Origin of the sequence: Streptomyces sp. NBC_00669 (genome assembly GCF_036226785.1) — a bacterium.
Classification (GTDB): Bacteria; Actinomycetota; Actinomycetes; order Streptomycetales; family Streptomycetaceae; genus Actinacidiphila.
Window position 1 is genome coordinate 5833614 of record NZ_CP109018.1, and the last position, 23646, is coordinate 5857259.

General features: G+C 71.1%; 26 protein-coding genes. 2 read left to right on the forward strand and 24 right to left on the reverse strand.

What is annotated here, in order from left to right; translation table 11 throughout:
* Positions 1-6: 6 nt before the first annotated feature.
* From OG896_RS24550 to OG896_RS24585, 8 genes are all read right to left on the reverse strand, one after another.
* Positions 7-4023 carry a phage minor head protein gene (locus OG896_RS24550; protein ID WP_329368741.1) on the reverse strand — a complete coding sequence of 1339 codons (4017 nt, stop codon included), beginning with the start codon at positions 4021-4023 and terminating at the stop codon, positions 7-9.
* On the reverse strand, positions 4016-4225 hold the full coding sequence (locus OG896_RS24555; protein ID WP_329368743.1) for a hypothetical protein: 210 nt from the start codon (positions 4223-4225) through the stop codon (positions 4016-4018). Before OG896_RS24555 ends, OG896_RS24550 begins: the two co-directional genes overlap by 8 nt.
* On the reverse strand, positions 4218-4604 hold the full coding sequence (locus OG896_RS24560) for a hypothetical protein (RefSeq protein ID WP_329368744.1): 387 nt from the start codon (positions 4602-4604) through the stop codon (positions 4218-4220). The genes OG896_RS24555 and OG896_RS24560 overlap by 8 nt, the downstream gene beginning before the upstream one ends.
* Positions 4601-6346, reverse strand: coding sequence for a hypothetical protein (locus tag OG896_RS24565; protein ID WP_329368746.1), 1746 nt, complete (start codon positions 6344-6346; stop codon positions 4601-4603). Before OG896_RS24565 ends, OG896_RS24560 begins: the two co-directional genes overlap by 4 nt.
* Positions 6343-6492 (reverse strand): hypothetical protein, encoded by a 150-nt coding sequence (locus OG896_RS24570; RefSeq protein ID WP_329368748.1) that lies wholly within the window; start codon positions 6490-6492, stop codon positions 6343-6345. The genes OG896_RS24565 and OG896_RS24570 overlap by 4 nt, the downstream gene beginning before the upstream one ends.
* Positions 6489-6830 carry a DUF1360 domain-containing protein gene (locus OG896_RS24575; protein ID WP_329368750.1) on the reverse strand — a complete coding sequence of 114 codons (342 nt, stop codon included), beginning with the start codon at positions 6828-6830 and terminating at the stop codon, positions 6489-6491. The genes OG896_RS24570 and OG896_RS24575 overlap by 4 nt, the downstream gene beginning before the upstream one ends.
* 220 nt (positions 6831-7050) lie before the next feature.
* Positions 7051-7770, reverse strand: a complete 720-nt coding sequence (locus OG896_RS24580) for a hypothetical protein (RefSeq protein ID WP_329368752.1) — start codon at positions 7768-7770, stop codon at positions 7051-7053.
* A gap of 75 nt (positions 7771-7845) precedes the next feature.
* Positions 7846-8085 carry a hypothetical protein gene (locus OG896_RS24585; RefSeq protein WP_329368754.1) on the reverse strand — a complete coding sequence of 80 codons (240 nt, stop codon included), beginning with the start codon at positions 8083-8085 and terminating at the stop codon, positions 7846-7848.
* A 395-nt stretch (positions 8086-8480) separates the two neighbouring features.
* Between OG896_RS24585 and OG896_RS24590 the strand changes: the two genes are divergently transcribed.
* Positions 8481-9041, forward strand: a complete 561-nt coding sequence (locus OG896_RS24590) for a hypothetical protein (protein WP_329368756.1) — start codon at positions 8481-8483, stop codon at positions 9039-9041.
* A 225-nt stretch (positions 9042-9266) separates the two neighbouring features.
* Positions 9267-9905: a hypothetical protein gene (locus OG896_RS24595; protein WP_329368757.1), complete on the forward strand. Its 639-nt coding sequence runs from the start codon at positions 9267-9269 to the stop codon at positions 9903-9905.
* A 115-nt stretch (positions 9906-10020) separates the two neighbouring features.
* Here OG896_RS24595 and OG896_RS24600 read toward each other — a convergent pair whose 3' ends face one another.
* From OG896_RS24600 to OG896_RS24675, 16 genes are all read right to left on the reverse strand, one after another.
* The gene (locus tag OG896_RS24600) at positions 10021-12744 is read right to left on the reverse strand and encodes an LAGLIDADG family homing endonuclease (RefSeq protein ID WP_329368759.1); all 2724 of its coding nucleotides are present in this window, start codon (positions 12742-12744) and stop codon (positions 10021-10023) included.
* A complete protein-coding gene (locus OG896_RS24605; RefSeq protein WP_329368761.1) occupies positions 12722-13144 on the reverse strand; it encodes a hypothetical protein in 423 nt (140 codons plus the stop codon). Before OG896_RS24605 ends, OG896_RS24600 begins: the two co-directional genes overlap by 23 nt.
* A 96-nt stretch (positions 13145-13240) precedes the next feature.
* Positions 13241-14077 carry a hypothetical protein gene (locus OG896_RS24610; RefSeq protein ID WP_329368763.1) on the reverse strand — a complete coding sequence of 279 codons (837 nt, stop codon included), beginning with the start codon at positions 14075-14077 and terminating at the stop codon, positions 13241-13243.
* Positions 14074-14625 carry a ParB N-terminal domain-containing protein gene (locus tag OG896_RS24615; protein WP_329368765.1) on the reverse strand — a complete coding sequence of 184 codons (552 nt, stop codon included), beginning with the start codon at positions 14623-14625 and terminating at the stop codon, positions 14074-14076. The genes OG896_RS24610 and OG896_RS24615 overlap by 4 nt, the downstream gene beginning before the upstream one ends.
* On the reverse strand, positions 14534-15049 hold the full coding sequence (locus OG896_RS24620) for a hypothetical protein (protein WP_329368767.1): 516 nt from the start codon (positions 15047-15049) through the stop codon (positions 14534-14536). The genes OG896_RS24615 and OG896_RS24620 overlap by 92 nt, the downstream gene beginning before the upstream one ends.
* A gap of 59 nt (positions 15050-15108) precedes the next feature.
* Positions 15109-16434: a DUF3440 domain-containing protein gene (locus OG896_RS24625; protein ID WP_329368769.1), complete on the reverse strand. Its 1326-nt coding sequence runs from the start codon at positions 16432-16434 to the stop codon at positions 15109-15111.
* A complete protein-coding gene (locus OG896_RS24630) occupies positions 16431-17021 on the reverse strand; it encodes a hypothetical protein (RefSeq protein ID WP_329368771.1) in 591 nt (196 codons plus the stop codon). The genes OG896_RS24625 and OG896_RS24630 overlap by 4 nt, the downstream gene beginning before the upstream one ends.
* Positions 17022-17025: 4 nt before the next feature.
* Complete coding sequence (locus tag OG896_RS24635) at positions 17026-17841, reverse strand: phosphoadenosine phosphosulfate reductase domain-containing protein (RefSeq protein ID WP_329368773.1); 816 nt, start codon at positions 17839-17841, stop codon at positions 17026-17028.
* A complete protein-coding gene (locus OG896_RS24640) occupies positions 17838-18761 on the reverse strand; it encodes a ParB/RepB/Spo0J family partition protein (RefSeq protein ID WP_329368774.1) in 924 nt (307 codons plus the stop codon). Before OG896_RS24640 ends, OG896_RS24635 begins: the two co-directional genes overlap by 4 nt.
* 273 nt (positions 18762-19034) lie before the next feature.
* Complete coding sequence (locus tag OG896_RS24645; protein WP_329368776.1) at positions 19035-19163, reverse strand: hypothetical protein; 129 nt, start codon at positions 19161-19163, stop codon at positions 19035-19037.
* 102 nt (positions 19164-19265) lie between these two features.
* Positions 19266-20171, reverse strand: coding sequence for a hypothetical protein (locus OG896_RS24650; RefSeq protein WP_329368778.1), 906 nt, complete (start codon positions 20169-20171; stop codon positions 19266-19268).
* On the reverse strand, positions 20171-20647 hold the full coding sequence (locus tag OG896_RS24655; RefSeq protein ID WP_329368780.1) for a hypothetical protein: 477 nt from the start codon (positions 20645-20647) through the stop codon (positions 20171-20173). Before OG896_RS24655 ends, OG896_RS24650 begins: the two co-directional genes overlap by 1 nt.
* Positions 20644-21669 carry a hypothetical protein gene (locus OG896_RS24660; RefSeq protein ID WP_329368782.1) on the reverse strand — a complete coding sequence of 342 codons (1026 nt, stop codon included), beginning with the start codon at positions 21667-21669 and terminating at the stop codon, positions 20644-20646. The genes OG896_RS24655 and OG896_RS24660 overlap by 4 nt, the downstream gene beginning before the upstream one ends.
* Before the next feature lie 53 nt (positions 21670-21722).
* A complete protein-coding gene (locus tag OG896_RS24665) occupies positions 21723-22400 on the reverse strand; it encodes a nuclease-related domain-containing protein (RefSeq protein ID WP_329368784.1) in 678 nt (225 codons plus the stop codon).
* Entirely contained in the window at positions 22400-22543 is a 144-nt protein-coding gene (locus tag OG896_RS24670) for a hypothetical protein (RefSeq protein ID WP_329368785.1), read from the reverse strand. The genes OG896_RS24665 and OG896_RS24670 overlap by 1 nt, the downstream gene beginning before the upstream one ends.
* On the reverse strand, positions 22540-23547 hold the full coding sequence (locus tag OG896_RS24675) for a protein transporter Sec31 (RefSeq protein WP_329368787.1): 1008 nt from the start codon (positions 23545-23547) through the stop codon (positions 22540-22542). Before OG896_RS24675 ends, OG896_RS24670 begins: the two co-directional genes overlap by 4 nt.
* Positions 23548-23646 lie beyond the last annotated feature (99 nt).

The following is a 23646-nucleotide window of genomic DNA, read 5'->3' on the forward strand; positions in this document are numbered from 1 at the left end:
CGATCGTCAGGCCGCCGTGCTGGCGGCGAGCTGCGCCCGGGCGGGCGCGAGTTGCTGGGCGAGGTGTGCGACCTCGGCGCGGGCTGCCTCGTCCCGCTCGGCCTGGCGGCGGCTCAGGGCGTCGGCGAAGGCGTCCAGGACCGCGGGCGCGGTGAGCGCGGCGACGAGTCCGGACATGTCCGGGACGGTGTCCGCAGGCGGGGTGTCCGGTGTCCGCACAAGGGTGTCCGCGTGTCCGGACACGGTGTCCGTGCTGGTCACAGCGGCGGACGCGGATGCGGCGAGGGCGAGGTTGGAGCGTTCGGCGACGGCGGAGGCGAGGAGCGGGGAGGAGTGTCCGGGCTCAGGGACGGACAGCACCGCGCGGAGCTGCCAGGCTCCGCCGGCCCCCTGGCGCATGTGGTAGCTGGGCTGGCACGCGGCGAACACCTGCCGGTCCCACTCGGACAGCCAGGGCGCGGCGGCGCCGGAGAACCACATGCCGCGAGCGTTCATGCCGACGGTGACGATGCCGGCCACGGTCCTCGTATCGTCGAATTGGCAAGCGCTCGTCTCGCACTCGGCGCCATCGCGGTGGTGGCCGACGTTCATCGTGAACGCGCCGGCCCGGACGGTGCGGCCGTCATCGAGCCGGAACTTCGCGCGGAGGAAGTGCGTGGTGTCGATCGCGCCCAGGGACTCGATCGTGAGGTTCCGGCCGGGGAACCCGGCGTGGGGCTCGCCGCTCTGGGCGACCCATCCGTAGATCCGGCCGCCCGCGTAGTGCACGCCGCCGGATCCTGGCGGCAGCTCCTGTTCGGTGGGCTCGGCGAACCAGGCGGCCGGGAGCGGGTCGGTGTCCCGTAGCGCGGTCCACGCGGACGCCTCCAGCTCGGCGGCGGCCGCGGTCTGGTCGTCGTCCCACGGTGCATGAAGGTCGGGGTCGTCCAGGGCGGTGGCGAGGCGGGCGTACAGGGCGGTGACGCGGTGGCGGAGCTGGTCTTGCTCGTCCTGCGGGATGTCGGCGCCGCCCATGGCGCCTTGGAGTACGGCGGCGACGGCGAACACCCCGCGCGGCACGATCCGCAGCTCGCCGTCGATGACGTCGGCGTGGCCCAACTTGTAGGCGGCGAGCGTGGCCGGGTCGCCGTCCGGGTCCCTCCACAGGAACGCCCGGCCGAGCTTGTCGGCGTCGACCTGGTCGTCGTCGCCGGTCGCCCACGCCAGCACGCGGGACCCGGCGCCCGGCCCGTCCCAGGCGTGGTCGCGGTCCTTGAGGATCGGCAGGTCAGTGTCGCCCGACATCGCCGCGGTCACCTCGTCCTCGGGCAGGCTGCTCGCGCCGACGTACAGGCCGCGCGCGAGGCGGACGACGCGGCCGGAGTTCGTCGCACGCCGCAGGTAATTGCGGGCCTGGGCGACGGTGATGCCGACAGCGTCGGCGACCTCGCGGGCACTGACCGCGATGGGTGCGGTGGACACGTGGGCGACGACCCGCTCGTGGTCGTCTCCGGACGCGGCGAGAGCGGGGGCCGGCCGGGCGGCGGCGGTCTCCTCGGGCGCGTCCAGGACGATCCGGGCGGTGCTGTAGGCGGGCATCGCGACGAGGGTGGCGCCGCGGAGTCGTGCCCGGGTCACCCGCACCAGCATGTCGCCGGCGGATTCGGTGTGGACGACTTCGCCTTGGTCGGGCTGGTCGGGGTCACCGGCGGCCGCGGTCAGGGTGATGCCGGCGGCGGTGAGCGCGGCGTGTACAGCGGCGGCGGGGATCGTGCCGTCCGGGCTGGTGGTCCACTCGATGCCGTGGGAGGTGCGCAGCAGCGCGGCGCCGCTCGCCGTCCATCCCGAGGCCGGTGCGGAGGCGCGCATCACCCATGCGCCGTCGGGTAGCTGCAGCAGGCTGGTTTGGCCGAGGCGAGCGGTCATCCGGGCGCCGCTGTAGCTCTCGGCGTCGAGTTCTTCGGGCGGTCGGCGGTCGACGAATTCGACGCTCACGTCATCGAGGTCAACCGAGATGCCGAGTGGCGCTTCTTGGTCGAGGAGGTCGGCGGCTTCCATGCCGGCCCAGCGGGTGAGGTAGAGGTCACCGGTGGAGGTGATGCGGTTCCCGTCCCTGGCGACGGTCTTGATCGCGCCGGCGAGTTCGGCGCCGTCGTGGCCGGACAGCATCTCGTCGGCGTACTGGAGGGGCCATGGGCCGTCCTCCCAGTACAGGGAGCCGGGCGCGAAGATCCGGCCGTCGCCGGTCTCCTGGTCCTCGAAGGCGATGGCGGTGTCGTCGGGGGTGGACCAGGTGCGGACCGGTGTGTACAGCTCGGGTACGGCGGCCGCGGTCGCTGCGGGGGACGGGCCGAGGTGGATGTCGGTGGTGTCGCCTCCGAAGGTGACGCGGAGCCGGTCGAAGACGACCGGGCCGAGGCGGGCTTCGAGTTCGGGCAGCAGGCCGGGGTCGTCGCTGTAGGCGGCGCAGATGTGCGGGACCCACGGGCTGTGCTGCTCCGGCAGCATGTCGCTGTCGACACTGGAGGTGAGCAGGGCGTCTGCCGCGGTCTGGTGGAGCTGCGCGAGACACGGGGTGTCGTCCGGGCGGTCGTCGCCGCGCTGGTCGCCGACGGACCACACCCACGACGGCTCGGCGCTGCCCGCGTTCCAGTGGGCGGCGCCGAACGCGTTCGCGGTGAGGGGACCACGCAGGAGGTCCTGTGCCCAGGCCGTCAGGTTGGCGATGATGCTGGCGCGGTCCTCGGCGCCGAACGCGTCGCCATCGGGGCCGAGGTAGTACAGCGTCAGGTGCAGCTCGCCGGCCGCCTCGCCGCCGGGCACGGTCAGGCGCTGCGCGTCCTCGTCGGACGGCACGAGCGCGATCATCGCGCCTTGCAGGTGACTGCCATCGGCGGCAGCGGTTTGTGAGGCCATCGTGGCTGTTCTCCTTGGATCAGAAAATTCGGCCGGCTGGGCACCCTGAGAATCATCGGCTGGCGGGCGGCCCCGGGCCGGGTCGACGCGGAACGACGCGAACGCGGCGGCGACCTCCGTGGGGCTGCTGGGGCGCGCCGCTCGGCTGCTGTAGGGGCGTAGCGCCGACTGGTTGGCGGCGAGCCACCCGCCGAGCTGCACCTCGCGCTGTACGGGGTCCGGCGGACGGTCTGCGTTCTCCAGCCGGTCGGCCAGGGTGCGCAGGTCGAGCGCGCGGGCTGCGTCTGCGAGAGTCGGCGCCTTGATCAAACCCTTCGCGTACTCGCGCTGGGCGGCCGCCAGGCGGGACTCTGCGGGCCGGAGCTGGAGACGCACCACGCAGCGGCAGTTGATGACCAGTTCCGGCGGGGCGCTGGGGTCGCCCGGGTGCGCCATGGAGACGCCCCCCACGGTGAACGGGTCGTCCAGGAGCTGGATCTGCCCGTTCGCGTCCTTGTGGGCCTCACGGACCTTCAGGTCCCTGCGGGTGCGCCACTGCTTGACGATGGGCCGGTCCGGGCCGGTGAGTGCCTGTGCGGCGGCGAGGGTCGCGGTGTTCCAGGCGCGACTCGCTTCGGTGGCGGCGATCCGGTGGCCGCGGGCGTCGCCGAGCTGGGCCGCGTCCCGGGAGAACACCGAGCGGAGCCGGGCCCGGAGCGGGCCGATGTCCTCGCCGGCATCGACGCCTTCGGCGAGGGACTGCACCGCGGCGGCCGACAGGCGGTCGCCGACCGCGCCCAGCAGGTGCTCGGTGGTGGTGACGTACTGGCCGATCCCGGCCGGGAGAGCGTCGCCCCGCTCGTGGCGGCCGGGCAAGTCGTCCCAGCCGTCCGGGAGTTCCGCGTCGACCTGGTCGGCGGCGTGGGCGGCGGCGGTCTGTGCGGTGCCGAGGAGACGCCGCAGCAGCGCGGGGATGCCGGCGCGCCACATGCCGGCGATCCGGGACACGCTGAAACGCGCGGCGACCAGGTCGGTCGCGTCGGCGAGCGCGGCGGCGAACTGCCGCGCGACGTCGTCCAGCAGCGCGTCGACCGCGGCATCCACCTCGTGCTCGGCGGTAGCGAGCGCGTCTTCCGCGGCGTCAGCCACCGTTCCTCCTGGTCGGGTTCGGGCACGGCTCCGGCCCGGCCGGGCCGATGTAGACGGCGGTCGGGCCGGTGAATCGCAGGGAAGAAGTGCCGGTGGCGCCGTCGATGCTGATGCTGCTGATTCCGGGGACCCGGTTGAGGGTGACGGTGCTCAGGCCGTCGCAGTCGGGGCACAGGTCGATGCGGTGCAGGCAGTCAGCCACGGTCCGGCTCCCACAGGGGGTGCGGGGTTGCTCCGCAGCCGGCACACAGGGCCCACCCGCCGATGTGGCGGGGCGGCCCCTCGTCGGGCTGGACGAGGTGCACGGAGACGGTCGTCAGGGTCTGCTCGCCGCACTCGGGGCAGCGTGTGTCCTCGGATGTTACTGAGATCCAGGAGGACGCGGCCTGTGGGTTCGCCTGGAGTGCTTCTTCGCGGAGTCGTTGTGCGCGGGTGTCGGCTGCTCGCCAGGCCAGTGCCTCGTCGGTGAAGGTGTGGCCGGGGCACGTCACGCACCAGCCGAGTACGCGGTGCGCGGCGATGCTGTGGCCCGGCGGCGGCATGTCGGGTTCGGTGCCGGTGTGGGGCTGGTCGCTGCTCATGCTGCCTCCAGGACGCTCGTGCGGGCGCATCCGGCGATGACGGGGCGGACGTGAACGGGGTCGTACTCCACCCCTGCGGCCATGAGTTCGCGGAGGTAGGCATGGAGGGTCTGGCGGAGGCAGGTCGGGTCGGCGCCGTAGCGGGTCGCGATGTCGGGGACGCGGTCCAGGACGCCATCGAGGAGGCGGTAGGCGTCTACGTCGTCGCGGGTGACCGGGTAGGTGATGTGCCGAGCCGCGGCGACGATCGAGCGGGCCTCGGCGCGGCGGTCGCGAGGGCAGGCGCCGGAGCGGCGCAGCTTGTCGCCGGCCTGGTGGAGGGCGTGCCACAGCACGCCGTCGACCGCGGCGACCAGGGCGTCGCTCGGGCCCGCCACCGAGGCGGTCACGTTGCCGCCGGTCGGGGCGGTTGGTTCGGTGGGCGGGCTGTTGGTCTCGTCGACGGGCAGCGGTGTGCGCGGGGTGGGCATGGTGTCCTCCTGCTCCTGGTCGTCGTCGGCGGGGCGGGCGCGGGGTTCGTCGGCGTCGGGGGCGTCGTCCTCGCTGAAACCGGTCTCCCTGCGGAGCGCCCGCCCGCTGATGCCGCCGGCCTGGAAGACCTCTACGGCGGTCTGGGCGCGGTTGGTGCGGACACGCAGCGGGGAGGTGTCGGCCCAGACCACCCACTCCTCCGCGTCGGGCAGGCCGTCGGTTTCCAGGAGGGGTTGGAGCCATTGCGTGGTGTAGGCGTGGGTGACGACGTCGAGGCGGGGCTCGACGCCGAGCTTGATCGCCTCCTCCTGGAGTGACCAGCTCGTCCAGTGGTTGACGTCGCCCTGGCCGAGGAGGATCTCGGCGGGGATGTCCGCGCCGACCGCGATCCGGCTGATTGCTTCTTCTCGGAGCTTCATCAGCAGCTCGTCGAAGCTGCTATCCATCGTGACGTGCTGGATCGCGGCGATCGCCTCTGCGGGCAGTTCCACGATGATCGGGACGGTGGCGGCGGCGGACTCGGGGTCGCGGATCGCGGTGGACGACACCTCCATCAGCACGTCCACGAGGTCGTCTTCGGCTGCGCCCTCCTGCCCGGCCTTCGTGGGGAAGCGAGCGCCTTGGGGGACGAAGAGGATGCCGCGGCCGGTGAGTCGGGACAGGGCGACGGCGCGGACCGCCGCGGACAGCAGCCGCAGCTCCTCCAGGATGTCCAGGCAGCCGAGCATGGGGGAGTCGGCTTGGAGGTGGTCGGCGGGGTCGGGGTCCCAGATCCGGATGGCGACCGGCGTGGTCGGGTCGACGGGGTGTCCGTCCGGCGCGGCGGCCGGGATGAGCAGGCTGTCGCCGTCGACCTGGGCTTCCAGCGCTCCGCCGCGGTTGGAGACTTCCAGGACGGACCGGACGTGCCACACCAGGCCGGTGGTGCGGGGCTGGATGATCGTCCACCCCTCCCCGGCGACCGCGAGGTGCCTGCCGTACTCGCGCAGGTGCTGTCGGCGGCCGTCGGGTCCGCCGGCGATGGCCGCGACGTACTCGCTGGCGGGATGGGAGGCGGGTGCGGCGGCGATCGTGCCGTCGGCGCGAGCACGCCCGGCCCGCAGGATGGTGTGGGACATGGCGTTGCCGACCCAGTTCGCGTACGACCGGACTTCGGGGACGGCGCGGTAGCAGTCCCACGCCTGGCGCTGTCGGCCGATGCTGCTGGTCTTGGCGGTGGTCTTCGCGGTGGTGGTCGTGTAGCGGGTGGCGGACCCGACGAGCTCGGTCACCCGGCGCCCCCGCACTGGTTACCGGCGCTGTGGCAGCGGCGCGCGGCGCGGCGCTCCACGCGGTGGGTCAGCCACTCTGCCCCGACCCCGAGCCCGAGTCCGGTGATCGCGATGACGGCGATGGCTGCGTTGCTGGTGATGCTCACGAGCCCGCCTCGTCGCGGGTGTCGTTCCAGCGGTTCAGCAGCGCTTGGCCGCCGGCGACGGCGAGCCACTGCACGCCGTGCACCACCAGAGGCGCGGTGGTCCACTGGTCGGTGGCGAGGAGGTAGGCGGCGAGGGCGGCCCCGGAGATCCACCAGCCGGCGCAGTACGTGCACGAGATGAGCGTGATCAGCGCGGTGCGGGCGGGGGAGTCGGGGCGGGCGGCGTGCCAGGTGAACAACCGGTCGCGGACCGGGTCACCGATCGAGTCGTGAACGACAAGGTGGGTTGCCCGGTAGGCCGCCAGGGCGAGTAGGGCGAGCACGGCGAGGGGGAGCACAGCGGCGGCCTCCAACGGGCGATCTGAAACATCTGCGCCCGATGGTAGCCGTATGCCGCAAAACGTCCCGTAAATGCCGTCTGTAGCCGGAAAATCTCCCGAGCGTGGAGTTGCTGTCGAAGTGATGCTGGTGCGTGAAGGGACGGCGGGGCTCGGCTGGTGTCAGCGTCTGGACAGCGCAGGACGGTTCGCGCCCGTGGCTCCGGCTTGTTGGTCTAGCTCACCGTCCCCGGTGCGCTCCCTCGGCGTGCACTGACCGCGTCGAGGCGGACCGACCGGAGCGCGTGCCTCCAGGCGGGGCCTCTGCCGCATCGTTGGAGTCCTGGTCTGCGCGCTGGTGTAGGCGTTGGTGTACGTTGCGTCGCAACGCCGCCTGCTGGTCGAGGATCTGCTGGTTGTTGGCGTTCAGCACCCGCACGACGCTGAGCAAGCAGGCCCGGATCACGTCAAGAGGGACGGCGTCGCTTCGTGCGGAACGGGACGCAGGTTCGCGGATGGACATGGAAGGGACGCCCCCGGTCCACTGCACGGCGATCTCGGGCTGCCCGTCATGAGCCTGCGCCCATTCGAATCCCAGCGCGGCAGCGCTGCGGGCCACGTCCTCGACTGCCTGGCGACGCGCGATCTCGAGCACCTGGGGTCCCGACGACAGGTCGTTGCGCCTCTGGGCCTGGGGCTCTTCGTCGGGGCTCTCGGGGCCGGCGACGACTTGGGCCAGTTCGCTGTCGCCGTCGGCCGCGATGCCCAGAGCAGCTTCCGTTTGCACAAGGTTTAGAGCCATGTGAGCTTGACCGACGCCCACACTGAGATTTCGCATTCTGAGCCAAGCGCCCACGGCCCGGCGCACGCTCGGACTGCGCAGCGCAACCACGAGGAGCAGAGCGAGAAGCAGCACGGTTACGGGCCACTTGACTGCGGCGATGAACTCCAACGTGGTCACCCGCACATCTTGACCTGCTCATTGCAGTCGCCGCAGCCGGTTGCGGAGTATGGGCGAAGGTGCGCCTTGCCGACCTCAGAACAGCGGGGTGATCAGTTCCTGCTCGGCGTCGAGCCCGATCTCCAGCTGGTAGCCGTACGCGGGCAGCTCCACTATCTCCAGCGAGCCGGTGCACGACACCAGCGGGCCGCTGTAGCGACGGGAGGCGTTGGGGTCGTCGTGGCGCCACAGGCGACCCCGGCCGGGCCGACCGGCTACGGGACCGGCAGCGGTCGGCCGGCCGCACGTCGCGCACCTGACACGAGGCATCTGCATGGGGCCCAGTGTCGCCAAGGCAGGGGTGGCGTGCAGGTGAATATGCTGAAATGGCCGGAGGTTCGGAAGCACAAGGGGAGCGTGCGCACGACCTGGCGCGCATCCTGGCGGCACCTGGCCAGCGGTGCCTGGTGTCTACGAGGATCGGAGAACGCATGGAGACTGACGGGGGCATAGCCGGGCCGGTAGCTGAACGGCACCGCGGCAACCTTGAGGCGTTCGTACTCCGTGCCCGTCGGGTGGAAGCACACTCGCTCGCAGCGGACAGGCAGGCCCTCCGAGCTCTGTCGGCAGCAGCGATCAATCTCTCCAGTCGGGGTGGCACGATTCGGATTGGGCAGGAGCTTCCCGCTGAGGAGTTGGTTGAGTCAGCCGCCGCGCGGATTCGGCCGTTGATGCTGGAGAACGAGGACTGCAATGTCCTGAAGGCGCTGGCGGCAGTCAAGTATTTCTGCCGTGCCCAACCGGACGTGACCGAGCGGATCAAGCAGGTGCGCAAGGCATGGCAGCGCCGTGTAGCAGAGTCATCGACCGGTGAAGCCGGCTACTGGGTGACGGTCGACGATAGTGCCGGAGGAACAGCTCACCTCGATCAGGTGCGGCTGGCGCTGGCCTGGATCTACGGAGACGTGGTCCACCACGATCACGAACGGCGCCAAGCTGCCGACCCCTTCGGTCTGCTTGAAAGGTACCGAGCCGCCGTGCCGCTGGTGGCCTTCGTGATGTGGTTCGCCATCGATGTGCTGAGCTCTGTGCGCGAACTTCAGGACGACGGGTACTTGGATCTTGACCCACAGGTGTTCGACCGAGAGGTAGTCCTGGCCTCTACGACGTGGGAACTGCCGGCACGGGCGTACGCCGCACCTGTGGGAACTCCGCCTCCCGCTGATATCGAGGCCCCTTTCGGCGCGGGGTGGGTCGAGTTGTCGAGACCCCCGGTCCCTGAGGACGAATGAGCCACGGAGGCTGACCGCCCGATGTCGACTTAGTGAGCACCGTCCCCGCTCGTGATCGAGTGCTCGGCGTGAACGGAGGCGCGGGTATGGGGGCGACTGCCGCCAGATGTTGTGCTGGGTCCTGACCGGCTTCTTGCCCAAGCCCTACGCTGCACCTGGCGGAGCCGTGGGGGACGCCCTGAAGGGTACGGGCCCCATGATGCGACGGGGGAGATATCAGGGGAGATGAACGGCATCCTGCATGAGAAGGCGCGGCAGAGGGTGGAGTCTCGGGTGCGTCCCGACGAGGAGCTTCTGAGGCTTGTCGGCTATGAGCGTTCGATGTACCCAGGTGGAGACGGACAGGTTCGTCCCGGGCCGAGCGGCATCCTCGGGGTCACCGACCTGCGGGTCATCCATGCCGAGGCCGGCGGAACGCGCAACGACACCTCGTACCCGCATCCGACAACCGTCGGGGCGCAGGTGCGCACGAAGATCGTCGGGCTGTCGATTCTCACCCTCAACGCCGGGCCGTTAGGCGTCGTCGCGCTGTTCGGCGGCCGGCATGAAATGAGGAGCCTTGCTGAGACGATCAACGGGCTGGCAGGCAAGGAGATCCCCGAGCAGCCCTTGAGCTGCCTTGTACCGGACTTCCCGCCCAGCGCTCTCATCTGCAAGCAGTGTCAGGTGCCCCAGCAGCACCACCGCTGGGACACCGAACCCACCTTCTGCCACGGGTGTCTACGCACTTTCGCCTGGACGGACGGCGAGCGTGAACGAGTCGCCGAGCTCCGCACCTGCTTCGACGAGAACGCGAGCATCATCCAGCTGCCCCAGCACCTGCAGGAGTGGGCCTTGCAGGAGTACCGCGAAAGGATGAAGTAGCGAACTTCGCCCGCTACCGCTGTCGTCTGGCCCAGGGGGCGGCGAGGACGTGCAGTGGTGCCGACGTTGGTACACGCGGCCAGGGCATACGGACCGGTGGAGCGCCCCGCAGACTTCACCGGATCGGCCGTGAGTAGCGGCTCGCGGTCTGCGGCCGGGCCTTCGGCGGTGTGGCCGGGGACTGCACGGACACCGCCGAAAGGTGGTCTGCCCACAGCAGCATCGCCACGGCGTCGCCCCGGTCCGGGGAGCGGCGCATGCGTTTCACCACGGCTTCTTTGGGCTCGACCTGGATGCGCGGCGGGACGCCGGTCGTCACGTCCCAGGTAGGGGTGGTCAGGTCGGCGTGTAGCAGGTCGTCGGGCGGGAGCGCCAACGTCGGGCTGTAGGCGGGGTCGAGGAGTTCGCGGACGTGCCAGTAGGCGGCGCTCCGGACGTTGGTGAAGCCGAACTCGCCCTCCCGGGTGCGGGCGTGGGTCTTGGCGGCGCCGGTGTACGCCAGGACCGGCACCCGGAGTTCTCGGAGGCGGTCTACGACGCCGCCGCCGACACCGATGGAGTCCACGACCGGCACCGCCCCTTGGCGGAGGTGGAGCGCGGCCTGGACGCGCGCGGTGGTCTGCATCGTGTCTTCCAGGTGGTGGATCTCCAGGTTGGTGACGATCGGGCCGCTGCCGTGCGCGAAGACGGTGGAGTCCCCGCCGGTCCGCGCGACGTCGACGCCGATGGCCTGGCGGCCGGGCGCCGGCGGCCGGCCTGCGGTGTCCCACTCGTGCCACCGCTCTACCGCGGCTTCCACCCAGCCGAGCGGGATGACCGAGTCCTCGTCGGACGCGTGGAACTCGCCCAACACCCTGTTGGCGAACATCGCTGACTGGGCGCCCCACTGGCGGCGGCGCTGGTCGGCCCACTCGCGGGAGATCCGGCCGGCCGCGATCGCCTCGTCCAGCGTGACGTGCCTCGTCCACCAGTCCTCCAGGCCGGGCGAGCGCTTGTGGATCTCGTAGAACCGGCCCGTCGGTGACCCGGGGGTGGAGATCGCGAGGGCGAACGCCTGTGGCCCGCGCGGTCCGCTGCCGTCCCCGGTGCCAGTACGGCCCCCGGAGAACGCGCCCTCGATCGCGTCCCACGTGCCGTCAGGCACGACCTTGGCCTCGTCGATCAGGTACAGCAGCTCCTCAGCGTGCGCGCCCTCGATCAGCTCCGGCTTGGCAGACGCGACCGCCGACGCAGCCCCGTAGTCCAACTTGATGTTCAGCGCCAGCAGCTCGTGAATAGTGAACGGCAACCGGCCAAGGACGTCCCACTTGATGCGCCGGACCCACTTGTGGATCTCCGGCCACAAGTAGACCGACAGGTGACGCCACGCCGAGGCAGTGGTGATCACCTTCCAGTCCAGCCCCGCGGCCTCCCGCGTCGTCACGAACCACAGCACCGTGAGCGCGGCCGTCGTGCTGTTGTGCGTGGGCACCATGGCGTCGCTAGCGAGGAACAGGTGCGAGGCCGAGTCGACCTGGATGCACTGGGTGGGCTGGTCGTCCACCTTCCTGATGTCCACGATGGTTCGCTGGGTGTGCCGCGAGGCTTGGTTCGCCGCGGGCTGCCAGTCGTAGCGCGGCAGCCGGTAAGGGTTGAAGTCGAACCGGGCGGCGATCCGCCACCGGCGGCCGACGACGCGCCCGTTCAGTTTGGCGTCGCTCTCCCTGACACGGACCACCATGCCGAGTGAGTGCAGCAGCTCGGTGATGCCATCGGCGAGCGCCTTCGAGGTCGTAGTCAGTTCGTCGCTCCCGCCCCCCTGCCGGTAGCCGTCCGCGTCCCACAGACCGCGCACCAGGTCGCGCCGCTGCTCGACGGACGCCCGCAGGTACGCCATGGGGATGTGCTTGTTGCTGATGACTCCCAGCGCCCGCAGACGGGTGTGCAGGGAGTCCCGGCCGACCGCGCCTCCGAGCACCACGGGCTGTGTGGAGACGGTGACGGTGAAGGTTTCCGGGGCTTCCTTGTGGCCCCGGGGCTCGCCGTGGTGATATCCGGCGGCTTCGATCTGTTCACGGAGGCACGGCCAGTCCCTGCTGTGCACGGTGAATCGGGCACTGTCCGACGACCCATCACCGAGCCAGTAGCCGAACATGTACGGGTCGACCGGCAGGTCGGCCGGAGACAGGTCCAGCGGGCGCGCTGTCGGGATGCGCCAGCGGGGCATGCCGCCTGCGGTGCGCAGGTTGGCCGCCATGTGGGCCGTGGTGACGCGCTTGGTGGCGTACCAGTGGTCACGCCAGTCCGCGACAGGTACGGGCCGCCTGTTCGGCTTCGGCGTCTTCGGGCGGTTGTAGACGTCGATAGCGTTCCACTCGTGGGCGCCGTGTGTCGTGATGACAGTCCCGTCCGAGAACTCCACCTCCCATGTGTCGTCGGTCCACACGGGGGACTTGGACACGACGCGGCACGGCTTGCCGTGCTCGTCGAACAGTTCGTCGCCGGGTTGCAGTTCACCGATAGTGGACCACCCGGTTGGAGTAGGAACGCGCACATTGCAATGCAGCGCCTTGCCCAACCCGTGGGGGCCGCGCACAGCCACGCGGTGTTCCGTGGGCAGGTGGTTCATGGCGTCGGCTTGGTAGTCCGTCAGGAACTGCCCGGACGGCCAGTCGATGACGTCTCGGGCCCACCCGACCGGGTTGTTCAGGTAGCGCAGCGCTCGCCGCGAGGTGCGGCGGTTCTTCGCGGCGCGCGCTCTGTCGCGGATCTGCCGCAGCGCGGCGACGTCGCCGGACGCGACGAGATCGCGGATGTGCTGTTCCAGCGCATCGCGGTCAGGAGCTGGGCTCACGGTCATCGTCGGCGCCACCGATCAGGCTCAAGATCTCGTCTCCCAGGCGCTTCGCGTCCAGATTGATCTTGGTGGGGGCGTCGGTCCCCTGCAGGCGAGCGCGTTGGGCCATCACGTCCAGAACGATCTTGGCCGCCTTGATGTCCCCCTTCATCGCGGGGCCCCAGAACGCGGTCTGGAGCCGGTCATACCGCAGCAGCGCCGTGCGGCGCAGGTCGTCGATACTCGCTTCGTCCCGGGCGATCGAGTCCTGGAGCGCCCGGTCGATCGCTGTCTTCGCCGCTGACCCGTCGGCGTATCCGACCTTGTCGGCGATTGTTGCCAGGTCCACGCCAGCGAGCCGCAGACTCAGGGCTTGCCGGCGGCGCGCGGAGGCGCTCTTGCTCTGGCGTGGGGAGGCGGGCATGGGCACCTCACGGGGTTGACGAATGTGTCCACGTTCGACGTTCAACGAGTTGGTGAGCGTCGGGGGGACGGTGGGCGGTGAGGGGATGCGGGGGCGTCAGTCGAGCCGGCAGGAGCCTGAGGGGGGCTGTTCGTCGGCGAGGAAGATCGTTTGGGCCATCATCCGGTATCCGTTAATGCGTTCGCGGAACGCCTCGATCGACTCCTCGGGGTGGACGGAGTCGATGACGGCGTGGGGCCCGTGGGCGTTGAACTGGTGGCTGACGCCGCGGGGGATCTGCATATCGGCCCACGAGTTCGGGGGGACGATGACGTTGTACCGGTCGCGGCGGTGGCCGGCGGGGACGTCGGGGGCGTCGTCGGTGAACGTCTCGGGGGTCCACTGGGTGACGCCGGGGACGTCCGTGACGTGGATCGGGGCGAGGGACGAGACGCGGATGCGGGTGCCGGGGCCGGTCATCATCCGGACGAAGCGCAGGCCGGTGTGCAGGTGCATGCGTGAGCAGATGTCCCGGTCGGTGACGTCGTAGAAGTCCATCAGGTATCGGTCGGCGAAGTACCCGTCGTAGGGGGCGCCGAGCATGTAGACATCGCCTTCCTCGAAGGTCTGGGCCCGGGTGATGCCGTCGGTGTCGGGCGTGGTCGCTGGGGTGGAGCGGTGGGCGTTCTGGACGATGGCGCGGAGGGCGTCGGTGACGGCTTGGGCGATCATGGCGGGGAACTGGACGACCGGGGTCACCTGGCAGCTTCCGGCGTCGGTGTGGGCGAGGACGTCGTGGACTTCGTTCTCGTCGTCGGGGGTGTGCTTCATCCGGCCGGCGTCGGCGGCCGCGGTGGTCTGGGCGGGGACGGTGGCAGCCTTGGCCATGGCGCGGTGCTCCTGGTCGTGCTCGTCGGGGAAGGCGTGGGCGGAGGCGGTCCGGGGGGCGGTCATCCGACCGTCCAACCGGTGTTGAAGGTGTCGGAGGCGTGGCGTTTGAGCATGTCGCCGCGGTCGGCGAGGCGGGATACCTCCTCGGCGTCCATGCCGAGGCGGGCGCGGATCTGGTCGGGGGTGATGCCCAGCTCGACCAGTTCGGCGACGATTGCGGCCATGCCCAGCACGTGGTGCGTGCCGCGGGCGCGGTTGTGGCGGATGGTCGCCATGCGGGCGGTCGCCTCGTCGGTCGGCGGCAGCACGACGACGGGGACCAAGCCGTCTGTGAGCGCGGCTACTTCCGGGTCGGCGGACGTCAGCCATCGGTGGTAGCCGTCCACGATCTCCAGGCGGTCGCCGTGGTCGCGGGCCACGATCGGCTGGGTCCAGCCGTTCTCGATGATCGACGTTTTCAACAGCCGTTGCTCTGGTGGGGCCTGCTTATTCGGGTTGTAATCGTTGCCGACGACGGCGTCACGCTGGAGCCACTTCACCGAGGCGATTGGCTGCTGTGCCGCGCCGGGTGAGGCCTTTGAGGAGGTCGGCGAGTTCGAGTTCGCGGTCACTGTAGGGAGTCCACCATCCTTGACGACCGCCCTTCTTGAGGCGGCCTTGGTCATCGAGCCCGACGCGGGCGATCCGGAGCTCGCAGAACTCCTTGATCAGAGTCCAGTTTTCGATCTTGGTCACGGTGTACGGGAGCAGGGCATCGGCCATTGCCAGCACGTAGCCGGTGCGGGTGATGTTGTAGCCCCAGATGTCTTTGTGGTGCGCCTTCCGTTCGTGCCAGGTGTGCTTGGCGGTAGTCAGCCCGATTGCCTGGAGAACCTCGACGGTCTTCGCCACGGTTCGTTCGTGGGTCATCTGGATCTGCACCTGCGGTGTGATGACCGCGTTGACGTTTCCCGGGCGCTGGTACCTGCTGATGCCGACGGAGCCTTCTCCGTCCCAGAGGCCGGCAAGCCATGCGATGTCCGTTTCATGCGTCATACACTGAAACCTAACTACTTGTACCGATATGTGTTAGGTCTTGACCTGGAGGTTCACCCCTACGTGCCCACCGGCGGCTCCGGGGCGCGGTACCGGTCGGGGATGAGCGCGTACGGGTCTTCGGGGAACGAGCGGGGGTAGCCGAGTTCCGCGGTGGTGCCGGCCGCGACGGTGGCCGCCAGGTCGTCGGCGTACGTGCGCCACAGCGTGGCGGGCTCCCGGCCGCCTACCGAGGTGCCCTGCTGCTTGCGGTTCTTGAAGTCGCCGCGCATGGCGATGGTGAACAGGAACGACCAGCTGATGCCGGTCAGCGGGTGCGGGCGCTTCACCGCGATGGGGTGGGAGGTCTTGCCGTAGTGGGTCTCGATCAGCGTCCGCAGGCGGTCGGCGACCTTGGCCTGTTCGCGGGGGCGGAACATGGCGAGGTAGTGCGCGCACCATTCGGGCCACGTCATGCCGTCCGGCTTGGTGGGGCGGTCGCGGTAGGCGTACAGCTCGGTGAGGGCGTAGCGGGCGGCGGAGCCGACGCCGGGGACGCGGTCGACCATGCGGGCCCACACGTCGGGGAAGCACTGTGCGTAGGTGTGGATCTTCTGCAAGGGCTCTTCGCCGAAGGCGGGTGAGCAGCGCTGCATGCCGGGGCTGATGCCGGCCATTTCCAGCAGGTCATAGGCCCGGTTGTAGTCCCAGCCGTGGAGGGCGGGCGCGGCCCAGACGTCTTCGGTCCGCCAGTCGTAGATGGGGTACGCCTTCCACACGTTCCCGGCGTTCGTCGTGCTGCCGTTGTCGTAGATGAGGTAGTTGTCGACCGTCTTCTTGATGACGGCCCGGAGGCGGGTGACGGACTCTTGGGCGCGGATGCCCATGAGCAGCACGGTGGTGTGCGGGGGCGGGGCGAGGAGCCCGGAAATCTGGGGGATGGTCAGGCGGGCCTCGGGCGGGTCGATCGGGAAGCCCGGCAAGGCCGTGATCGCTTCGGGCGGCAGCGGCCGGCACCACAGGTCGCGGGCTTCGGGCGCCCACGGCCACCAGTACGGCGCAGTGCGGCTGCAGGCGTTGCGGTGCTGGACGGGGAGGCACAGCCACTCGCCGGCGATGTCCGGGCGGGAGAAGACGCGGCGGACGTACTGCTCCGTCTCGTACGGGATGGCTTCCTCGTCGTAGTGGATGACGCGCAGCGGCAGGTGGCGCTCGTACCGGGGGTCGGAGTGCGCGACGGTCAGCGCGATGTTCACGACGGCTGTGCTGTCCTTGCCGCCGGAGAACAGGACGGCCACGCGGTCGTGGTTGTCCATCAGGTAGGCGGTGCGCTCGCACGCCAGGGTGTAGACGTCGGTGGCGACGGGGATGCGGTCGAGGGTGGTGCGGACGTGGGTGTCGGTCACGTCGCCTCCAGGTGCAGGGTGTTGTCGGGCAGGGGGCGCGCGTCGGGGTGGAAGCGGCGCGACGCGAAGTACGTGCCGGTGGTGTGGGCGAGGTGCCACAGCGGCAGGTCGTGCCGCCACGCCACGAGGGGCCCTTGGGCGTCGAGGACGAGCAAGGCCCATGCGCGGGTGACGGCGGGTGCCAGCGCGGCGCTCAGGGCCTGTGGTGGGCCGGTGGTGGGGGCGCGGTGGGCGGCGTAGGCGCGGGCCAGGGCGACGGTGTCGGAGGCGGCGTCAGGGTCCCACGAGGTGTGGTTGCGGATGGTGCCGTTGTGGGCGACCAGGTGGCCGCCGGCCTCTGCCGGTTGGACGCCGGCCAGGTCGCGGGAGTCGCCGCGGGTGGCCAAGCGGGCGTGGCCGATCACCGCGGCCGCGGTGACGGGCCGCAGCTGCTCGGGATCGAGGGGGCCGAGTGCGCGGTGCGCGGGGGCGCCGGGGATGGCCCAGCCGTGGCCGTGGGGTCCGCGGGCGGCGGCAGCGCGGGCGGCGGCCACGAGCAGGTCGGGGTCGGGAGCTCCGGGGCCCCGGTAGGCGAACAGTCCACACATCGGCTCAGCTCCTGCCGGTGCGGGCGAGCCAGTCCGCGGCGGCGGGCAGCTCGGGGGCGGCGGCACGGATGACGTCGGGGTCGATCGTCCACACTTCGTCGAAGCCGTGGTCGATCGAGGTGGTCCATTGGCGGGCCGGCCACGAGCCGGTGCCGACCTGGTAGCCGCGCGGCCAGTCGTAGCAGGGCGGCATCGGCAGCTGCTCGCGGTCGATCAGCGCGAACACCGCTTCGTGGGACCAGCGGGCCAGGGGGCTGTAGCGGGTGGTGCCGTGGCGGTTGGTGTAGAGGGTCTGTCCGCGGGGGCCGGTGTAGTTGCCGTCGGCGTGGCGGCGGCCGAGCAGGAGCACGTCCAGGCGGTTGGTGTCGTAGTACTGGCGCTGGCCTTTGTGGTTGACCAGGGTGAACCAGCGCGGGCCCTTGGGGCCTTGGGGGAAGAGCATGCCGGGGTGGTTGCGGAGCCACGCCAGATCGGGGCCGGTGTTGATGACGGTCAGGCCGTCGGGCATGTGGTCGGTGACCCAGGTCAGGAACTCGGGGAACTCGAGGTCGGAGATCGCCAGCACGCAGTCGGTGATGCCGGCCTGCTCGCACAGCCACCCCAGCGCGATGGAGTCCTTGCCGCCGGACCACCCGTACGCGGCGCGCTTGCCGCGGGTGGTGTCGCGGATCGCGGTGACGGTGCGGTCGACCAGGTCGTCGAGGGCGGCGGCCGGCCACAGCTCGGCGGCGCGGGCGCGGGCGGCGAGCCAGGCCGCGGGGTCGGCGAGGTTCTGCTTGCGGCCCAGCCCACGGGCGGCGGTGAGCGTGGGGGCGGTCATGCGGCGGGCTCGACAACGGTGTCGAGGTAGTGGCTGGCGATGGTGGCGAGGGCGGCCGAGGCGTTGTCGAGGTCATGGGTGCGTTGGGCGCGCTTGAGGGCGGCGCGGATCGCGGTGCGCTGGTCGACCGTCACGACCCACTGCACGGGCACGAGCTGGGGAGCGTCGGGTAGCGCGGGGGGCTCGCCGGCCGGGGCCGGGGCGCCGGGGCCCTGGTACGGGTCGGGGCCGGTGTGGACGGGGTTCGGGGGCGGGCCGGACGTGTCCGTGCCGGTGTCCGCGTTGTCCGCCGGGTCCGCCGCGGTGTCCGTGTCCGGGTGTCCGGAGCTGTCCGGGCCGGTGTCCTCGGTGTCCGCTGCTGCGGCGGCAGGCCGGGTCTGGGGCGCGCCGGGAGCAGGGAACGGGTTGGACACGGGAGGCGGCGTCGCCGGCGAGGCAGGCTCGCCCGCGGGGGTGGCAGCGATGAACGGGGCAAGGAAGTCGTTGGTCTCGTCCGCGAGCTGGCCGGTCACGCGTAGCAGTTCGTCAAGGTCGCCGTTGTCGTAGCCGGTGCCGTCAAGGTCGTTGGCGTCTTGGGCTGCGGCGAGGAGCGCGGCCAGTGCGTCGTCGTCGAACCCGCCGAGTTCGGGGATGTGGTTGTCCGCGAGGTTGATGGTGCGGGCGGTGTCGTCGTCGCATGTGATCACTTCGCACCGCGCGGTGGTGTGCCCCTCAGCGGCTAGAGCGTCGCGGGTGTGGTGTCCGGCGAGGATGACCAGGGCGCCGTCAGCGTCGCGGACCACGAGCGATCGGTATTGGCCGTTTCGGCGAAGGCTGGCGCGGATCGCGTCGACGTCACCTCGTTTGGCGTTTCCCGGATACTCCGCGAGGTCGTCCAGGGGGATGTCGGCGGTACGTAGATAGATGGCCGCGCCGGTCATTTCGTGCCTCCCTGTGATGACGTGTTGCTCAGGGTAAGCGATTGGCCCACTAGGTCTTGGGTTCCGTTCGAGATGTAGTGGGCCACTTGGAGGGGCGTGGCCGCGGGGATATGACGGCCGGTCGGATCGGTACGGGCCGGGAGCGTGCCTTGCTGCTCGGCCAAGCGCTCGGAGACGCCGACGTCGAGCGCGGCCTTCGACCCCTGCACGAAGGGCTCGGGCCGCCCCGTTCTTCAGGGCGGCCCGAGCGTGACGGCAGATAGGTGGTGGGGTTCAGCGCTTGGAGGCCGGCGGGGTTGTCGGGGTGACGGGGCGGGTCCATCCGCCGGTCTTGGGGTCGTACTCGCGGGAGTGCTGGTCGACGGGCCGGTCGTCGCGGATGGGCATGGGGGGCAGTGGCATGCTGGGCGGTCCTGTCTCGTGTGTGGGATGGGGAGCCCGGGGCGGTCGAGTGCTTGGCCGCTGTCGGCCGCTCCGGGGGCTTGTGGGCGTCGCGTGCGCCGTTCAGTCGCTCTCGGTCGGCCGAGAGTCGGGCCGAGAGTGGCCGAGAGTGGTCAGAGATTTGTGCAGGTCAGATGGGTCAGAGAGTGGGAGAGAGGCCGGTTCTGGCGGGGCCTCGGCCGTGGTGGGGAGGCAGGCCAGGACGTCGGCCCGGCGGACCCCCGTACGGCCGCTGATTCCGTTCACCGTGATGGAGCGTGGGAGGGGCACCCCGAGCGCCCGCACCAGGGCCCCGATCTGGGGCCGGGGGACGGTGGCGAACAGGGGGTGTCGGGAGGTGTGCAGGAACAGCTCGTCCAGGTGCACTCCGTTGCGCCTGCGGGTGACCTTTTCCAGCAGTGCGAGCAGCGCCTGGCGGTCGCGCTCGATGAGGTCCTCCGGGGTTGCCTCGGAGGCCGGTTCGGGGGCGTCGCCGAGGGGTGGCTCGGGGGCTTCCTCGGAGGAGGTCTCTTCGGTCTCGTGCGCCTTTTTGTTGCGTGGCCAGGCGGGGCGTGCGAGGGCTGCCCAGTCGTGGCGGCGGGCGACGGTCCACGCGGTGACGGTCCACGCGAGGGTCGCCCAGCCGAGGATGCCGGCGACGCTGCGGGGGGTGGCGCGGTGTGCCAGGGGAGCGGCGGCCGTTGCGAGTACCGCGAGGGCGATGGCGGCGGTGACGATGGCGATCCCGATGTGCTCGGCGCGGGCGGTCGTGGTGCCCTTGCTCTTGGTGTCGGTCGGCTCGTCGGTTGTGGTGCTCTTGGTGTTCTTCGGTGGCGGGGCCGTTGCGCGTCGGGACGCGTCAGCAGCTGCTCGCACGGCGGGAGTGGCGGCGCTCAGCATGATCCGGGTCCCGGTGGCGATGTCCTTCCGTACGGCGGCGGCGCCGTGCAGCGGGGTGAGGACCTGGTCGCGTAGGGCGCGGATGTCCATCAGGCCGCACCGGTGACTCGCGCGATCATGGTGCGGAGCGCGTTGACGAGGGTTCCCCAGATGCCGCCTGCGGACGCGTAGGTGACGGCTGCTGAGATCCCGAGGATGGTCGGGATGATCCGTTTCTTCCACTCGAACACGAGCGAGATGAGGGTGATGGCGAGCGCGATACCGCCCGCGCCGTAGTTGCCGCCGCCGGTGCCGAGGATGCTCGTGGGGAGGCTGGCGATGCCGGTGGCGGCGTTGGCCCACGAGCCGCCTGCGGCCATCCAGGACGTGCCGGTGAACAGGGCCCAGGCGGCGGCGGTTTCGCTGTTGTGGAGGAACTTGACGCGGCGGTTGCCGCGGAGGCCGGCCAGCATGACGATGCTGGTGGCGAGGGCGATGCCGGACAGAGTGATCGCGCCTGCCATGTGCGGGCCGAAGCCGGCGTCTTTGCTGACCGCGGCGGCGGTGGTGAGGAGGGTGTGGTTCATCGGGGGGCTCCGGGGGCGTAGAGGGCCATGGCAAGGGCGACGGAGGCGAGGGGGATGCGGGCTGCCCAGCGGACTCCCACCCACCAGGTCCGGGTGCGGCGGTCGATCGCCCACCACAGGACCCCGCCGGTCCCGGCGAGGGTGGTGAGGAGCGTCAGGTCGTGGGTGCCGAGTCCGATCCGGGTGCCGAGGTGGTCGAGGTGAGCGGTGGTGGTGGGGGCGATGGCGCAGCCGAGGAGGACGGCGCCGAAGGCGAGCACAACCCGGCCGGCGAGGGACATGCGGGTGCTGCGGGTGGTGCTCAGCGCGAGGATGGCGCCCGTGGCGGCGAGGACGATGGCGATGTCGTTGGTCGATCCGGGGCCGAGTGGGCCGGCGGGCAGGGTGTGCTGGAAGCGCTGCACGAGGTGGAAGAGGTAGCCCGCGGCGGCGGCAGAGCCGTTGAATGCCAGCCACCGCAGCCGCGGGTTCGGGAGCAGGGCGGTGAACCCCGCGGTGATCCCGGTGCCCGCGGTGTCCGCGCTGTCCGGGTTGGTGTCCGCCGTGTCCTTGGGGTCGTCGTCGGCAGGCTCGGCCTCGGTGCCCGGAGCGGCCGTCGACGGGGGCGAGAAGAAGGTTCGCCGCATCCGCTCCGTGACGCCGACGGAAGAAGTGGCGGTGTCCTTGTCCGCAGCGTCCTCGGTGTCCGGAGCGGTGTCCGCACTGCCCTTGTCCTCGGTGTCCTCGGTGTCCGGGGTGTCCGGGGTGTCCGGGGTGTCCGGAGCTTGATCGGCCGGCCGACTTTTGGGCGCGGGGACGGGGAACTCGGGACTCGGCCCTTTCCGCCAGTCCGCGAGGTGCGCGGCGCCGCGAATGGTGCCGTCGTCACGCGGGCTGGCCTTGCGGACATCGCGCTCGGAGGTGTCTTCCGCATTCGTGGTGTCCGGAGACGGGGTGTCCTCGGTGTCCGTTGCGGTGTCCGCAGGTTCAGGAGCCGTGTCGTTCGGGTCGGGGGTGCTGGCCTGCTCCCCGACCGGAGCCACGCCTCGACGGCGCAGCAGGAAGCGAAGGCGCAGTTCGTCTGCGCCAACGGGCTTCACCGGTGCCTGCGGGTGTACGGCGGCAGCAGGTGCTCCGCACGGTCAGCGAGCGCAGCAGGATCAGCGCCCCTCCGGTGGCCGCGGGTGCGGTTGAGGTCACGGAGCACCACGCACAGCCGGTCGGCGGGGACGATGAGGAGCCCGTCGACGACCAGCTCGCCGGCCGGGATCGGCGGGCCGTCCATGGAGATGAGCGGGATGACGGGCACGCCGAGCGCGTCTGACACTGCGGCTGCTTCGTACCGGGCGCTGTCCAGACGGCGCGTCACGTCCCAGGTGCCGTGCAGGAGGCGGCCGTTCACCAGGCGCAGCTGGTACCGCGACGTCCACAGTTTCGAGTCCGGCATGATCACGATGCCGGTGGGCGAGACCACCAGGTGGTCGACGTTCGCTCGGCCGTGCGGGAGTGCACGGTCGTGGAGGATGATCCAGCCCTCGCGGGCGAGGGGGGCCAGGCGAGCAGCGGTTCGCTGTTCGCCCACGGCGCCGGCCTCGGAACGGTCGGCTTCGCGGCCGCGCTGGGTGGGGATGCCGAGCGCAGTCGCGATTCGTACGGTCGGGGTGCGGAGCTGCCGCGCGCGGGCGGCAGCCGAAGCGCCAGGGCCGGGCCGGGTGGTGCGGCGGTGGTAGAGCCATGCCGCGATGGCGGCGGCGACCAGGACGAGGGCGAGCATCACAGGAGCTCCCGGAGGATTACGCCCGCGGTCATTCCCGCGAGGAACATCACGAACAGGGGGATGCGGCGGGCGATGCTCGCGAAGGTGAGGCCAGCGCCGAGGACGCCGATCGCCACCAGTGCGTAGAGACCGGCGGTCATGACGCGGTCCTCCTCTCCTCGCGCCGGAGGGTGCGCGCGACGGTGGCCGCGAGCGTCGGGCGGTCGCCGTGCACGTCACGGCATCGGTCGACGATGTCGGCGAGGTCGGTGATCCCTCGGCTGCGGCAGTCGCGGATCGTCGACGCGATCGACGGCTGGTCGGTGTCCAGCGAGTGCACCTGGGCAGCGGCAGCGGCATCGGGGGGTTCGGGGTCGGCCGGGTCGGGCACCGACGCCTCGGCGGGGGCGGGCGCCGACGGGTTGGCCGGAGCCGGCCGAGGCCGCTCGGCCGGGTCGGGCAGCTCCGCCTTGGCAGTGAAGACTGCCGCGCGGGCCTGCGCAGCACTAGGGCCGTACACTGCGGCCGCGTACGCTTCTTGACCGTCCGCCCGCCGCAGCTCAGCCGCCAGCACGCGCTCCGCGGCCACCTCCCGGCGCCGCTCGATGACCCAGCCGCCGATACGCGGCCCGAGCGGAACCGCGTAGTAGCGCAGCACGATCACCCACAAGCCCTTGGCGAGCACGGACACCGCAGCGCCGACCCCGCCGGCCCAGATCGCCCCGGTGACGTAGCCGTGCACGACCACCGCGGTGACGGCGATCGTGAGAGCGATCCACCCGCCGACCCGGGCGGCGGTCGCGCGCTCCGGGTCGTGGCGCTCCAGCCACTCCAGGCCGAGGCACGCCAACCAGGTGGTGTCGAAGATCGAGGCGACTCCGTAGGCGACGGGGGCGGGCACCGTGGCGGCCAGGAGCGCGCCGATCCCGGTCGTGGTCCAGGCGACGGACAGGCCCGTGCCGACGCAGGCCGCAGCGGTGACGCCCCGGAGCACGGCACGGTCCCAGTCCCTCGGCGGGACGGGCACCGTGACGGTGTACGTCTCGGGCACCATCCGGGTCTCGCCGCCCACCGTGATGGGCACACGGCGTTCCCGCTGCTCGGTGCGGTAACGGACACCGGGGATCTGGGGCTGAGGAGCCGGGGTGTCCGGGAATCCGGTCATGTCGAAGTCCTCCGACGACGGAGTGGGGTGTGGGTTGGGGAGCGGCCGAGGCCGGAGTCGATCCGGCGGCATCACGCCGTGGCGCGGCCGAAGGTGGCC